At 58.4% G+C, this 14,169-nt stretch carries 15 protein-coding genes and 1 pseudogene; 10 read left to right on the top strand and 6 right to left on the bottom strand.

Features of this window, described 5'->3' with window-relative positions:
- Positions 1 to 243: 243 nt before the first annotated feature.
- The 4 genes and pseudogenes from FFM81_RS32885 to FFM81_RS26235 all read left to right on the top strand — a co-directional run.
- A pseudogene (locus FFM81_RS32885) lies at positions 244 to 433 on the top strand (blue-light-activated histidine kinase); the annotation flags it as partial.
- A 132-nt stretch (positions 434 to 565) separates the two neighbouring features.
- Positions 566 to 1,486 carry an NAD(P)/FAD-dependent oxidoreductase gene (locus FFM81_RS26245; protein WP_138386230.1) on the top strand — a complete coding sequence of 307 codons (921 nt, stop codon included), beginning with the start codon at positions 566 to 568 and terminating at the stop codon, positions 1,484 to 1,486.
- Between the two features lie 430 nt (positions 1,487 to 1,916).
- Positions 1,917 to 3,203 (top strand): SDR family oxidoreductase, encoded by a 1,287-nt coding sequence (locus tag FFM81_RS26240; RefSeq protein ID WP_138386229.1) that lies wholly within the window; start codon positions 1,917 to 1,919, stop codon positions 3,201 to 3,203.
- The gene (locus FFM81_RS26235) at positions 3,200 to 3,664 is read left to right on the top strand and encodes a DUF2269 family protein (protein ID WP_138386228.1); all 465 of its coding nucleotides are present in this window, start codon (positions 3,200 to 3,202) and stop codon (positions 3,662 to 3,664) included. Before FFM81_RS26240 ends, FFM81_RS26235 begins: the two co-directional genes overlap by 4 nt.
- Positions 3,665 to 4,102: 438 nt before the next feature.
- On the opposite strand, the gene FFM81_RS26230 is transcribed toward FFM81_RS26235, so the two are convergent.
- Both FFM81_RS26230 and FFM81_RS26225 read right to left on the bottom strand, forming a co-directional pair.
- Positions 4,103 to 4,684: a hypothetical protein gene (locus FFM81_RS26230; RefSeq protein WP_138386227.1), complete on the bottom strand. Its 582-nt coding sequence runs from the start codon at positions 4,682 to 4,684 to the stop codon at positions 4,103 to 4,105.
- A 12-nt stretch (positions 4,685 to 4,696) separates the two neighbouring features.
- On the bottom strand, positions 4,697 to 5,872 hold the full coding sequence (locus FFM81_RS26225) for a zinc-dependent alcohol dehydrogenase (protein ID WP_138386226.1): 1,176 nt from the start codon (positions 5,870 to 5,872) through the stop codon (positions 4,697 to 4,699).
- A 458-nt stretch (positions 5,873 to 6,330) separates the two neighbouring features.
- Here FFM81_RS26225 and FFM81_RS26220 point away from each other — a divergent pair, with 458 nt between their 5' ends.
- Complete coding sequence (locus tag FFM81_RS26220) at positions 6,331 to 6,531, top strand: hypothetical protein (RefSeq protein WP_138386225.1); 201 nt, start codon at positions 6,331 to 6,333, stop codon at positions 6,529 to 6,531.
- 1,107 nt (positions 6,532 to 7,638) lie between these two features.
- On the opposite strand, the gene FFM81_RS26215 is transcribed toward FFM81_RS26220, so the two are convergent.
- Complete coding sequence (locus FFM81_RS26215; protein WP_138386224.1) at positions 7,639 to 8,250, bottom strand: CGNR zinc finger domain-containing protein; 612 nt, start codon at positions 8,248 to 8,250, stop codon at positions 7,639 to 7,641.
- Positions 8,251 to 8,326: 76 nt separating this feature from the next.
- Between FFM81_RS26215 and FFM81_RS26210 the strand changes: the two genes are divergently transcribed.
- The gene (locus tag FFM81_RS26210) at positions 8,327 to 9,346 is read left to right on the top strand and encodes a DMT family transporter (RefSeq protein WP_138386223.1); all 1,020 of its coding nucleotides are present in this window, start codon (positions 8,327 to 8,329) and stop codon (positions 9,344 to 9,346) included.
- A 37-nt stretch (positions 9,347 to 9,383) separates the two neighbouring features.
- Positions 9,384 to 9,926, top strand: a complete 543-nt coding sequence (locus FFM81_RS26205; protein WP_138386222.1) for a sigma-70 family RNA polymerase sigma factor — start codon at positions 9,384 to 9,386, stop codon at positions 9,924 to 9,926.
- A gap of 254 nt (positions 9,927 to 10,180) precedes the next feature.
- Here FFM81_RS26205 and FFM81_RS26200 read toward each other — a convergent pair whose 3' ends face one another.
- A complete protein-coding gene (locus FFM81_RS26200; RefSeq protein WP_138386221.1) occupies positions 10,181 to 10,693 on the bottom strand; it encodes a ferritin-like domain-containing protein in 513 nt (170 codons plus the stop codon).
- A 198-nt stretch (positions 10,694 to 10,891) separates the two neighbouring features.
- Between FFM81_RS26200 and FFM81_RS26195 the strand changes: the two genes are divergently transcribed.
- From FFM81_RS26195 to FFM81_RS26185, 3 genes are all read left to right on the top strand, one after another.
- Positions 10,892 to 11,716 (top strand): manganese catalase family protein, encoded by an 825-nt coding sequence (locus FFM81_RS26195; protein ID WP_138386220.1) that lies wholly within the window; start codon positions 10,892 to 10,894, stop codon positions 11,714 to 11,716.
- A 62-nt stretch (positions 11,717 to 11,778) separates the two neighbouring features.
- A complete protein-coding gene (locus tag FFM81_RS26190; RefSeq protein WP_138386219.1) occupies positions 11,779 to 12,276 on the top strand; it encodes a DUF4142 domain-containing protein in 498 nt (165 codons plus the stop codon).
- Positions 12,277 to 12,314: 38 nt separating this feature from the next.
- Entirely contained in the window at positions 12,315 to 13,244 is a 930-nt protein-coding gene (locus tag FFM81_RS26185; RefSeq protein ID WP_138386218.1) for an alpha/beta hydrolase, read from the top strand.
- Between the two features lie 22 nt (positions 13,245 to 13,266).
- On the opposite strand, the gene FFM81_RS26180 is transcribed toward FFM81_RS26185, so the two are convergent.
- Positions 13,267 to 13,695 (bottom strand): DUF983 domain-containing protein, encoded by a 429-nt coding sequence (locus FFM81_RS26180; RefSeq protein WP_138386217.1) that lies wholly within the window; start codon positions 13,693 to 13,695, stop codon positions 13,267 to 13,269.
- A gap of 141 nt (positions 13,696 to 13,836) precedes the next feature.
- Positions 13,837 to 14,112: a hypothetical protein gene (locus tag FFM81_RS26175; RefSeq protein WP_138386216.1), complete on the bottom strand. Its 276-nt coding sequence runs from the start codon at positions 14,110 to 14,112 to the stop codon at positions 13,837 to 13,839.
- Between the last annotated feature and the right edge of the window lie 57 nt (positions 14,113 to 14,169).

Below are 14,169 nucleotides of genomic sequence, written 5' to 3'. Positions count from 1 at the left end.
CATCGCCGTATTACCATCGAAGCTGCAATCTTTCCGTACGGAGGCCGATCGATGTGAGCTGAAAAGATGATCAGCCTGGGAAACAAAGCATCGCGCCTGACGTTGTTTGTCGACGTCTTATAAGCGTGGAAGCATCGCGAGCCTTTTAACAAAAAAATTGCAAGGAGAATCAGTTTGGCATCGTCAAAAGCAGCCTTGGATGATCGGAAGGAGCTAGCAGCCATCGCATTTGAACGAACAAGGATGCCGATAGTCATCGCTGAGCACGTTCAGGATCTGCGATCGTGCTGGCAAACAAATCGTCCTAGAGCTGATGGGATACTCCGCAGAAGAGGTGCTGCCGCAATCCGTCTCCTTCATGGGGCAAGCGACATCTCCTATCGCCGTCGCCGAAATTAGAGCGAGCATCGCCGACGAACGCCAGGCCAGCGTGCTTTGCCAATGAAGGAGCAGCTAGAGAAAATTCCACCAACGGCAACACTCTTGTCGACTCGCATTGAATCTCCCGGAACTGCGAAGCCTTGGCAAGGTTGGGGGTGCCGGGTTTTTAAGAGGAAATCAATCGATGACGAACACGCTCGCAGAGCTGGATGCCCTCGTGATTGGGGCCGGGCCGGGTGGGATGTCAGCCGCCCTCTATCTTGGGAGGTTGAACCGCAGCGTTCTCGTCGTCGACTCTGGTCGCAGCCGCGCGCTGCTTATTCCGCTCTCGCGAAATCATCCGGCTTTCCCCGAAGGTATTGAGGGTGCTGAATTGTCGAGACGCATGAGAAGGCAGCTGCAGAACCTCGGTATAGCGATCGTGGCAGAGGCGGTATCGCAGGTGCGAAACGACGCTACTGCGGGCTTCATCGTTGACTACGCAGGCTGCCAAGTACACGCCAAAAATGTGATCGTCGCGACCGGCGTTGAAGATAATCTGCCGCCGATTGAGGACGCGGAGCTTCTCACCCGCTCGGGACATCTGCGCTTCTGCCCGATTTGCGATGGCTACGAAATCGCTGGGCGACCAGTCGTCATCATCGGCACGACAGAGGGTGCCGCTTCGGAGGCCGGGTTTCACCGATCGTTCTCGCGCGAGATAACAATTGTGACGCTCGGCGAAAGAACGGACTTCAGCGCCGCAACCATGTCTCGCCTTATCGCTGACGGTATCGCCCTACGTCGCGAGGAGTTGACAGGCTGCGTACGTCGCGAGAAAGGCACCGTTGACCTCGTCATGAATGCCTCAGCCACCCTAACAGGGGTGGTGCTCTATTCCGCATTGGGAATTCGCCCGCGCTCGGAGTTGGCGAACCAAATGGGGGCTGATCTCGAGGAAGATCGTCGGATAAAAGTTGATGCACATCAGGCAACACGGGTGCCGGGACTATATGCGGTCGGCGACGTCGTCACAGGTCTGAATCAGCTTGGGGTGTCGATGGCCCAAGGCGAAATAGCAGCCGTCGCGGTGCATAACCGCCTCCGGCAAATGCAGGAAAGTTGAGCTCGCATTTCCGAGGAACCGCTCGACCCGCCTCAGGCCCGCTTTTTAGCTGGAGAAGCCTCGATGCGACCATAAATGGGGCCGAGGGGCCGTGGTCCCGGAACTTCCATCATCATCGTTATCGGACTGCTTGTGCAACTATTTACCGCCTTCTTGGCAGGTGGGAGGGCTATGGTTGGCCCCGCAACCGCAAACCTCCATCGCGAGCCGGGGGTGACGAATAGAACCGTTGAAGCGCCGCTGAGGTCCGCGGGCAGATACAGTCAGGGGCGACGTCGGATGGGGCTTCGACCCCGCAGCTGCGCCGCTCGAAACGGACGCCGAGGCCGCCCCCGGACAGCAAGGGTGGCGGACCGCCAACGGAGCGGCGAACACCGGAACGATTGGCGCACGCAGAAGTTAGGCGCTTTTGATCGCGAAGGCCGCAAGCATGAAAATTTTAGTCATCGGCGCAACGGGACTGGTTGGCAGCGCCGTCTGCGCCCGGCTGGCGACAGGTGGGTATGATGTCATCCGCGCGCTTCGCCCTGGAAAGCAGCCGGCTGCAGACCCCGGCGCTTGGGTCGAAGTCGACGTGGCAAGGGCCGGAGGTCCCGCAGACTGGCTGCGTCAGCTCGAAGGCATAGATGCAGTCGTCAACTGTTCGGGCGCAATGCAAGACGGAATGGGTCATGGTATGACGGGCGTCCACGCTCGCGGCCCACGCGCCTTGTTTCGTGCATGCGAGCAATCTGGTGTGCGTCGAATGCTTCATTTCTCGGCGATTGGAGTGGATCGACAGCAGCCGTCGGCATTCTCGCGCACCAAGCTTTCCGGCGACATGGCTTTGATGGAAACCGATCTCGACTGGGTAATACTGCGTCCCGCGGTGATCCTTGGCGACGCGGCCTTTGGCTCGAGTGCATTGTTTCGCGGGCTTGCCGCGCTGCCGTTTCTGCCATTGATGCCGGCCACGGGAAAACTTCAAGTGGTGCAGCTGGAGGACGTCGCCGAAACCGTCCTTCGCCTTATCGACAAAACAGCGCCATCGAAACTCTCGCTCGATATCGTTGGCCCGCAACAGCTTGAGTTTCACGAGATCGTAGCGCGATACCGGAGGTGGCTCGGCTGGCCTCCCGCCAAGCGCTATCTGGTGCCCCGCGCGCTCGCGAGCCTTCTCTATCGAATCGGCGACATTGCCGCGTTGCTGGGATGGAGGCCGCCGGTCGGAACCATTGCCGCAAGGGAAATCGCCCGCGGCGCCGTGGGTGATCCGACGGATTGGATTGGCGCAACGGGCATCCAGCCGTTATCCATGGACGATATGTTGTCGCGTCGCCCCGTTTCGGTCCAGGAGCGCTGGTTTGCTAAACTCTACTTTCTGAAACCCGTCATTTTTGTGCTGCTGCCACTCTTTTGGATATCGACTGGGGTAATTTCCCTCACGTGGGGCTTTGAGAAGGGTGTCGAACTGATGTTGGCGGGCGGCGCAGGTGGTTTCGCAACACCAAGCGTGATCGAGGGAGCTCTCGCAGATATCGTGGTGGGAGGTGCCATCGCTCTGCGCCGCACTGCACGATGGGGCCTCAGCGCAGCGATCCTGCTGTCGCTCTTCTATTCGGCGGCCGGCACGGCAATATTACCGGAGCTATGGAGTGAGCCGCTCGGGCCGCTGACCAAGGTATGGCCGATCCTCGTGCTGCACCTCGTTGCTCTCGCAGTTCTGGAGGAGCGATGATCTATTTCGTGCTCAAGTTCCTGCATATCGTCGGCGCTACCGTTCTTCTCGGTACCGGCGCGGGCATCGCTTTCTTCATGTTGGTCGCGCATCGCACCGGCAATGCCACGACCGTGGCCGCCGTCGCTCGGATCGTAGTGATTGCGGATTTCGTGTTCACCACAACGGCCGTGATCACTCAGCCAATCACCGGCGTAGCGCTTGCTTGGTATGTCGGGTATTCCCTCTGGGATCGGTGGATCGTCTGGTCGATCGTTCTCTATCTTGTGACGGGCGTTTTCTGGTTGCCAGTCGTCTGGATGCAGATGGAAATGCGCAAGATTGCGACCGATGCAGCGGTGAATGATGAGCCGCTCCCGCCGCGATATCACACGCTGTTTTGGACCTGGTTCTATTGCGGCTTTCCGGCCTTCGCTGCTGTGCTAGGAATAATCTGGCTGATGATCACGCGCCCGGTTTGATGAGCGCCGGTCTGGTTGTGCCTTCGTGTGTCGAATTGAGATCCGGTCAGATTGGCTCCCTGCGAGGGTCGAATGCACGAGAAAGCTCAGGTCAGTGGCAGCACCGGTGCGCGGACCAGCGAGTTGGAAGAGGCTGCGCGGGTAAATATTCCGCCGCCTCCAACCATAGGAAGCTGTGACCGGCGGCCAGCAAGGCGGTCACGAAATCCGTGGGGGTGTCGCCGATGCCCGGCCGGATTGCGGTACCAAGCTAGGTGCGACTGACGAGTGCGCCGCCCGCTGTCACTCCGAACCCACCCAATGGTCTGTTCGAGTACATAGTTACGTTTCCGCCCGATTGCCGGAAGAGACGAGTGCAGGTCGCCGGCCTACTAAATCACCGACAAGGAGTATTGGGCGTTCGACTGTGTCCTCGCATGGACCTGCGACAGCTGTTCATTAACCGCCGGCGCCGCCTGATTTTGTCAAGCTACTTGCAGTGCCAGACAGGGCCTGTTGGTCTTCAACTTGTTTTCGTGCCATGCCGCGTGCCGCCTGGAGCCCTTGCGGAAAGCCGCTGCGCTCGCCATAGCTGCGGCCATGACCTTTTTGAACATAACGCCGCGCTGTCGTGGCGCCCGTGGCTATGATGTCGAGAAAGGTGACTCCCGCAACCATGAGCAATGCAAACGCAGCATTGTCCCGCTTGTGATTGTCGGACCGCATTGCCGTTGCCAAAGTGGCGATATCCAGCGCGTCGCCCGCGATGCGACTTGCAAGTCCGGCCCTCTTGTCGACAGACAGCGTCATGAAACCGGACGTGATCTCGCGCACCCCAAAAGCGCGAACGTGATTTTCTTTGCCATGCATGCCAAGAGCACCGGTAATCCTGTCGGCGGCGAATATCTCGACGAGCCCGAGTCCGATGCTGAACCAACCGAGATTGCGCGCCAGCCGATCGGAAGAACTGAGCGAACTTGGTCCAGATGTGATGACTTTCGGATCGCCTTGTGAACGGGTGATGTTGGTGAGAAACGTCATTTCGGAACCTCCTTACGGTTTCAGAACAACCTTGATGCAGCTGTCCTGTTTATCGCGAAATACCTTGTACATTCCGGGGCCCTCTTCGAGCCCGGCTGTATGGGTGATCACAAAGGACGGGTCGATCTGACCTTCTTCGATGCGGCGCAGCAGATCGTCAGTCCACCGACGTACATGGGTCTGCCCCATGCGGAAGGTGAGGCCCTTGTTCATGGCCTGGCCCATTGGGATCTTGTCGACAAGTCCGCTATAGACGCCCGGGATGGAGATGACCCCTCCCGGTCTGCAGACATAGATCATCTCCCGCAGCACATGCGGTCGGTCGTTCTCCAACATAATCATCTGCTTGGCTCGATCTAGCAGCGTGTCCGGTTGCCCCATCGACACGTGGCTCTCAAGACCAACCGCATCGATACACTTTTCCGGTCCCTTGCCATCGGTCAGCTCATTGAGCCGCTCGATGACGCTTTCCTCTTGAAAATTGATTGTGATCGCGCCACCGGCTTCAGCCATGGAAAGACGTTCCGGAATGCAGTCGATGGCGACCACCTGCCTCCCTCCGAGAAGTACAGCACTGCGGATCGTCATCTGGCCCACCGGCCCGCAACCCCACACCGCGACCGTATCGGTCGGCTCGATGTCGCACTGCACAGCCGCTTGCCAGCCGGTCGGGAAGATATCGCCAAGGAAGAGCACCTGCTCGTCAGTAAGACTGTCTGGAACCTTGATGTGGGTTTCGTCCGCGAAGGGGACCCTCAAGTACTCTGCCTGACCACCCGGGTAGCCGCCAGTCAAATGGGTGTAGCCAAATAGGCCTGCCGTAGCGTGGCCAAACGCTTTGTCGGCCATGTCCTTGTTGCGGTTCGTGCGCTCGCAGACGGAGAAGTTGCCGCGATTGCATTGGTCACATTCACCGCAGTTGATGGTGAACGGCACGACAATCCGGTCGCCCTTCTTCAGACGCCCGTTCATCTGCGAGCCGGTTTCGACGACCTCTCCCATCATCTCGTGACCCATCACATCTCCTGGCATCATTGCGGGAATGAAATTGTGGAATAGGTGAAGGTCGGAGCCGCAGATCGCGCAGCTCGTGACCTTGATAATCGCGTCACGGGGATGCTCGATCTCCGGGTCCGATACGGTGTCGCATCGAATGTCTTCCTTGCCATGCCAGACGAGCGCGCGCATCACTGTCTCCTGCCGCTGTTGCATCGATAGCTGGCTGGCTTGCCATGCCCCGTGTCGAGCATGCATTGCCGGCCAGGCCCACGAACAACGGCGTGTTGTGGAAGTTCCCGGCTGCATCTGATTTGAACGAACTGATGCAGGGGATCGGACACCCACCCCCGAACCGCACTGCAGCCCCTTGGGCATGCAAGCAAAGGGAAACAGTGGGCACAATGGACTCGCGAGGTCCATAACCGCCGATCCCGTGAGCGGTTCGTTTCCCGGCGGTGGGAACTTTGAAGGCGCGCAAGGTTCGAGGGCCCAACAGAGACCCTATGCACAAATAAGCTTTTCGAACCGCGTTCTGTCGCAGCCCCCATGGCGACCCTGTCATCGCCAATCCTCGCCGATGCCCAGGGCCATGGAAAGGCTCCACCAATAAGGCGAAGGAGCTTGCGGCGCCGATCGCTGGAAAACGGATGACCGTCTGGAAGGTCGTGACGGTAGACGATCAAGTTACCGTCTCGGAGGATAACCTGATCTTTTGCCGCTTCCCCCGCTGGTGCCTCGCCGCCGACGGTAAAGGCTCGCTTTGGGTTGTCGACCCGGCTGCGCCCGAAAAGACCGTCAATCACTGCGTTTTTGTTCGGCAGCGTACGGGAACGGCAAGAGGACAGTAAGGGTTAATGCATTGGATCGCGGGAGAGAGATAGCACTTCCGGATCGCGCGCCTTTTCACCTAGCGATCCACCCTATCCCTGCGTTGGGTCGTGCGGAGGTTAATTTTCGGTCTGCTCCCAAAGCGACGCTCCGTGCGGCCCGACACCTTGCAGGCGGAACGCCGTGAACTCTGGGATCATGATCATCAGCCCATGCCGGAGCCATGCACACAGCACCGTCGTTTGCCCAGGTGACGACAGCGCCAGTCCTGCAAGAGCGATTGCCCGCCGGTTTTGCGGAATTATCACAGGTCGGCATTCAATTCCGCGTTAAGCTTGCCGAGGGTGGAACCCAGCCATATGGAAAATACCTGCAGCCCGGCGGCGGAAACTTGAGCACTACTGAAAAGAGATTGAAAAGGGTGCTCCGGATCAGGGGCATGCACCCTTTTCGTGCTGAGTTTTGATTATCAGCAAGGAAGAAAAATAACAGACCAATTTCGGCCTGCAATCGGACGGAAGTCTGAGTTGGAGGAGAATGGTCGATTGATTTACACGTGGAAGAGGATATCGCACGATACTCTCTTGCGATTGTGAGAACTGAACGTCGGTCGCTGACCGATATGCCTGCTCCCGCTTCGGCAGGAACAGCTCTTGAGCGCAATCTTATCGCGACCGGCACAGCGGTAGGCGCTCTTCGGCTGCATCTAAAGGGACCGGGCAGGATTGCCGATTCCGAGCGACAATCTCCTACACGCGGAGAACGGCGCTTCTCGCGGCTCTTCAACGGGATAGAGACGATCGCGGCGACTTCCTTCCGGTTACTGGTGCGCGGACCGCCACATCTGAAAGGTAGCTCAAACCTCGATCCTTTCGAGGCGATGGCATCGGCTTGTCCGGCTTGCCGGAAGCTGCGAGAAGGCCAATCCGAGAATGAAGCCGGTCAATAACGACGAAACGACATCATCGCCAACCGGTTTACCTATGGCGAGTGACGACCCCGCAATCTGACGGGACGTGGAATCGGGGCCATATAAGTGAGGTTCGTGAGGCTGTTATCCGGGTTGATGCACACGAAGGCGAGCGTGAGATTGGGGATTGTGCTTGCCACCCAGCGCTGCTGCAAACCTATTTGCCTTTCATCCGGGATCGGAAGCGTTTGATGCGGGCGTGGCTGCCGCAGGTCGCGTCTGAACACCACATTCGTCGTCCGCTTTTGGAATGATCGAGAAATAGCCACCCACAATTGCTGCCCTTGCATTCTCGCACCGCTCGCCGCCAATTCCGCTCCGCCACCAGATCGACCGCCTTGATCGCGAAGAGCTGAGCTAGTTGCGGAAGGTCGTCAAAAGGGAACGCCCACCCATAACCCCCTTCATGTTCTTCGAGGCGCTGACTGGCTCGGCCGCGACGTGCAAGATCCTCCACCAGGCGCAGGTCTTCGATCGGGTAGGGCTGTCCAGCGTCCTCAGAAAGAAAGAGCCGATGGATCGATTCACGCAGCGTAAGAGCGTCCGCATGTGCCGCAGCCGCCAGCGGCGGATCACTTTCCGCCTGGCTGCGAAGCCGCGACACCGCTTGCCGGTCGATGAGGTTTAGTCGGTCTGCCAAGACAAGAAGATCATCGAACGACCGCAGAAGATCTGGCCCCCAACGGCCACGCCTACTGTCGACGGTGTTGGCGAGGTCAAGGGCAGAATGACCGCCGCTCAGGCGCATGTCAGCTGTCGAGGTGGCCATGCCTGGAACAACTCCCGAGGAACAAGGTTGTAACGGGATAAATAGTCTTTAACCGTTACAACCACAAGGTCGCGCCATGTTGTCTCCCCGTAATCTCTTTAAATTTACTGTTTTGTGCTTCGTCTGGGGGCTGACCTGGATTGCCGTAAAGCTTGGCGTTGAATACGTGCCCCCGATGATGTTTGCCGCAACGCGATTCGTGGCGGCAGGTGCTGTGTTCATCGCATGGGCTTGGGCGAGAGGACAGAGAGGTGCCTTCGCCAAGGCGCATAAGACACGCCTTCTCATTGTCAGCCTGCTGATGATCACGCTTTGCTATGGCCCGTTGTTCTGGGGCATGCAGTTCGTACCTTCAGGAACCGCTGCGGTTCTGGAGATGTCGCTGACGCCACTTGCGCTGCTCGCATTCGGCATCGCCCTGGGAGAGGAGCATTGGAACGGCCTGCGTGCTTTCGCGATGCTACTTGGAGCTGGTGGCATTTGCCTTCTTTTCGCGCCCTCCGTAGATCTGGCTGGGCTTGAGGAGACAGGTTTGTCGATGCTCGGGCTAGTCGCCATCGCTTGGGCAGCCATTTCGTCGGCCTGGGGGTCTGTGCTGGCAAAACCACTGATATCGAATTACGGCAGCGCGCGCCTTTGTGGTTTGACGACGCTGATCGGCGGGAGCCTATTGCTGATTGCCTCGCTGGCAATAGAGCCTCGCTCGGCTGCAAGCCTTGCCTCACCCTGGGAGTGGCAGGCGGTCGCAGGGTGGCTGTTTCTGGTCGTCTTCGGTTCGCTGCTCGGGTACAGCATCTATATCCAGCTCCTGCGTGACATCGGCCCCGCAAGAGCAGGCAGCTTTGCTTTCGTGTCTCCGGCCATCGCGGTCTCAGTCGGCGTGGTCTTCGCCAACGAACCCGCTGAACCGCAGAGATTTATCGGAATGGTCCTGATGATCCTCGCCGCGGCGATCTGCCTATCCGCCGACCGCCTTTCACGCTTTTACGAGAGGAGTGCGACGGACCTTCAGCGCCAAATTGTGCCAACCGGGGAGGGCATCCCGGCTAAGGACGGCAACGGCGGCGTCCGTTCGGTAGCGTACAGCAACGAATAGATTGTCAGAAACTTTCCTCTCATCCCAGGAGAGAACAATGACATCGTTGTCTACAATACATCCCGCGCCGAACTGGAAAAAAATAGCAACCAAACAGGAATCTGCGACTGAAGCAGAAATCGTTGCGCTGACGCCCGCTTTGCGGGCCTTCGCCCGCAGGTTCCTGCGCAGCGACGACGACATTGACGATCTTGTACAGGAGACCCTGGTGAAGGCGCTCAACTCCCTTCATCATTATCATCCAGGTACCTCCCTCAAATCATGGCTTTTTACCATTCTTCGAAACACGTTCTGCACCAATTATCGGCGGCAAAAACGCGAGCCGGTCGCAATGGACCTGCTACTGGAACATGCTTCTGTCGCGCCGACGCAGGAGTGGGCCCTGCGCGAGCGCGAGCTGCAAAAGGCGCTGACGCTTCTATCCGACGACAGGCGCCGTGCCCTGGTTCTGGTGGCAGCCGGGACGAGCTACGAGGACGCCGCCAAGATCTGCGGGTGTCGGATCGGAACTTTAAAGAGCCGTGTCAACCGTGCCCGTGAGTCCCTGCTGTTGCTACTCGGCAACCACCTTATAGATTAACGTGTGCCGCCTCGACACACCAAACCAGGACGTCCTGTCCAAGCGCTGGATCACAGGCCCAGTCCAAGCGGGCATTAACCAACCGCCGACTTATCGGGCCAGAGTTGACCAAGCAACGACTGGACAAAGACGACGCTGACGATCGACATCGTTCATCAGGCGAGGTCGGCTGCTACAGCGCTGGCGCCGTCCCCAGTTCCTTTGCGGGCGCAAGGGCGGTCTTGGCTACAGAAATTTGGTGACTCATGTCGACCCTAAACCTTTGCTGTCTCTCCAACTTGACGCAAGGCGAGGAATTTCGACGTCAGGGCCACCACATTGTCGTTGAGCCATTCCGCCATCGCCAGCTCCTCGGCCAGATTTGCCTGGAGGCCGGTCATGGCTGCGACATACCCACCTGCTTCGGCAACCCTCAGTAGCGACTTGTAGGCTGCGGCTTCGAAATTTTCGAAGGCGAAATTGGCGAAGGAATTTTTCAGAATCTCATCATCGGCAACCGTATGGCCAAGTGCTGCCATCGATCCGGTAAACGAGAGCGCCAGGTCCTTTAGCGTCGACTTATCCTCGTTCAAACCGTCCAGAATGTCTTCGAGGCGCACGATCTGCGCATCGGTCTCGCGGATGTGCTGATCGAGCTTTTCGGCCACCTCAGGGTAATTCTCGATCCGCTTCAATTGCGGCTTCATGATGCTAAGAGCCTGGTTTTCCATGGCGTGTGCGTTTCTCAAACCTGTGACGAAGACGTCACGAATTTCGGTCGCGGGCATTTTCGGTCCTCCTTGTTGGCGGGGCCTAACTGCAAACGGCCATCTGGGTTCCCGCAAGTTCAGTCTCGTAATGGGAAACAAACTGACGGATCTCTCCGGGCGACGGGAACCGTCTCGCGGTTTCATTGTTGGGGCGGCGTCTGACGTGCTTGTGGTGTCGGTGCCGACCCCGCGAAGAAAGCTCAATAGGAGAGATCAATGTTTTACACGGACGGAAAGCTGCAATTCCCGGTACGAGTGGAGGCCCCCGATCCCCAGTTTGCTCGTGCGTTGCAACAAGCCATCGGCGGTGTCGAAGGTGAAATCCGCGTTGCCATGCAATATTTCTTTCAAGCCTGCGGGGCCCGCGGCAACCCAAAATTTCGTGACCTGCTGATGAACACGGCCGCGGAGGAACTCGGGCATATCGAGATGCTGGCGACCGCAGTGGCGCTCAATCTCGAAGGCGCGCCCGTCTCGGTCAAGGACGAGGTTGCACGCGATCCAGTGGCGAGCGCCGTCTTTGGCGGGATGAATATGAAAAACCTTCTTTCGGCGGGGCTATCGGCGATGCCGGTGGATTCTGACGGCGTTCCCTTCGACATGTCTCACATCTATGCCAGCGGCAATATCGCAGCCGACATGACTGCCAACGTCGCGGCAGAATCCACTGGACGTGTCCTGGCGACGCGATTGTTCAACCTGACCAACGATCCCGGCATGAAACAGATGCTCTCCTACCTCATCGCCCGCGATACAATGCACCAAAACCAATGGATGGCGGCGCTAGAGGAGCTCGGCGGGCCTTCAAAGGTCTTCCCCATCCCTAACAGTTTTCCGCAGGAGCAGGAGTTGCAGGAATTCAGCTACGCCTATCTCGGATTCCAGCAGGACGGCAGCGAGCCGGCATCCGGACGCTGGTCCGAAGGCCGGTCGATCGACGGCAAGGGGAGTTTCAAGACCATCGTACCCCAGCCCATGGGGCAAAAGCACGTTCTCGCACCCGCAAAGCCCGACAGCGGCGCGCAAGCCGAGCAAATCTGAGCCGATGCCGGCGGACGATACCCTTTCGTCCGCCTTCTACCCTAAGCACCGGGAGAACGACAATGAGGCTGATATTCCATGCTTGCCTGATTTGCAGCATTGCAGCACCCGCCTTGGCTGACGATGGAGCCGCACGTCATAAGGCGACCGATTTCGCAACCCGCGCGGCAACGGCCAACACGTTCGAGCTCAAGGCCGCGGAGATAGAAGTTGCCAAAGGTGCGGCCGAAGATGCAAAGCAGTTCGCCACGGACATGCTGAAAGATCACGGCCGCGCCGGTCCGATGTTAGCAGATGCCGCCAAGGAGGATGGCGTTGAACTGCCGTCGGCTCTTGACGACGAGCATCAAAAGAAGCTCGACGCACTGCAGCAAAGTGATCGGGAAAATTTCGATCAAGCCTATCTCTCGACGCAAGTAACAGCGCACGAGGAGGCCGTCGCCCTCTTCACAGACTATTCGCAGAACGGGCCTGATGGTGCCTTGAAACGAGCCTCACAGAAAATTCTTCCTGATCTCAGAATGCATCTGACGAGGATCCAGGGGCTGACATCGAAATGACAAGGGATGCCAGCAAGAGGGCGACGGGCACAAGGCTGATGTCGCTCACCAGCCATGATCTCCGCGGCGCTCGACGGCTCAACGCGCTCCTTAGTCTCCTTCCTCGGTACCATACCGACCATCGCTGGAATGCCAAAACGGTTCAGGCGCTGGTTCGGGCAGCACAGATGCTAGTTCCTGACCCATCGCCACGCCACACCGAATTTGCCGGGTTCGCCGCCACTGACCGGCGGGTTGGATTGAGATCCATTGTTTCAAATGGCCGCGTGCGTGGCCTTTACGTTCATTTCCATGGCGGTGCCTGGGTGATGGGAAACGCCCGCCTCGATGACGGCATCACCCGCCCGATCGCAAGGCATTGCAGGATGATGGTGGTGAGTGTCGATTTCCACAACGCGGTCGATGACCGGCTTGATATGACCCTTCGGGACTGTACGGCTACGGTCGAGTGGCTGATCGAACATCTGGCGGAGTTGCAGATTAGGCACGTCATCCTCGGCGGCGAGTCGTCCGGCGCGCATCTCGCTGCCGAGGCGCTTCTTCATTTGCGTGAGCGTGGCAAGGCAGCTGCGGTTGCCGGCTTCGTTTCAGTGTGTGGTTGCTTTGATCTGACAGGATCGGAAAGCCTGCATTGTTCGAGCCACAAAAGCCTTGTGATCAGTGGGCCGTCTGCGTTGCGCAATCTTCAGCGGCTGACGCCGAGCCTGTCGGGGCGCTGGGCCAAAGGCCCGCTATTTGCTGATCTCTCAGGGTTACCGCCCGCCCTACTGATCGGCGGAGCGCTTGACCCAATCGTCGACGACAGCATTTCGATGGGCCGGAAATGGCAACAACAAAGCAGCAACGCCGACTGCATCATCTTTCCGGAGGCACCACATGGCTTCAACCGCTTGCCGACAAAGCTCGCGGCAAGGGCAAACGACCTTGTCCGCCAATGGATTTGCGGGACGATGGAGAAGGCCACGTAATCGTGCCAGCGTTCTGGAGGACTCAACGTTTCGCGTTCCGCTTTGCTTCGCACGTGTGCCACTCGGTATCGATTTTGCCCTCTTCCGCCTTATGAAAAAACTGCGAGCAGACCAGCCATCCCTTGAGCGGACGCAGGAGAAGCACGCAGGCAACCCCCGTCAGGGGGAGAGTGATAAGCAGGTGCACCCAAATCGGCGGATCGAAGGTGAGCTGGATCCAAAGCGCAAAGGCGAGGGCAGGCACGGCGGCGATACTCATCGCGAAAAATGCCGGCCCATCGGCCGGATCGGCAAAGCCGTAGTCCAACTCACAGACATCACAGCGGGGGGCAAGCTTCAGATAGGTCTCAAAAAGATGGCCACGCTGGCATCGCGGGCAACGTCCTAGCAAGCCTGTGAGTGCCGGATTTGTCGTTATCTGAAATTTTTCGGTATCGTCATTGGGTTCCATCCAATCAAACCTCGGCCTCGGCATCCGGTTCCAGCGCTTCTGCAGTTTTCTCCGCGCTCCTAGCCAAACTTTTTGCTGTCCTTCCGCGGTATGGATACCGGCGCGGAGACCGTACTTGTGTGTCGTCTTTAACTAGGATCGCTATTCCGCCTCAAGCTGCCTCACAGAGTCGGAAACGGAGGACGTTGTGTTGTCGATCTGCCGCTGCGCCAATGCGAGACGGCTGACGGATAGTAATTTGTCCTCGTCGGTCACCCCGTGACGATAAAGGCTGATGAGCAGCGCCGCGATCTCTTGCGTCGCAGGAGCGCGTAGTGGCTGGCCGGATTCGCGGCAGATCAAATTCAGAACGCCCTGCAGACGGTCGAGGTCGGCTGAATCAAGCGCTTTTAGATGAATGGTCTGAGCATCGAACATGGCATCTTCCCCTGGTCCTGAGGCTTCAATCATGTCTTCCGATAATGTAACTCATTA

Origin of the sequence: Rhizobium hidalgonense (assembly GCF_005862185.2) — a bacterium.
Lineage (GTDB): Bacteria > Pseudomonadota > Alphaproteobacteria > Rhizobiales > Rhizobiaceae > Rhizobium > Rhizobium hidalgonense.
Note: the sequence above shows the minus strand (reverse complement) of the source record. Positions and strands in the feature narration are given on the sequence as shown.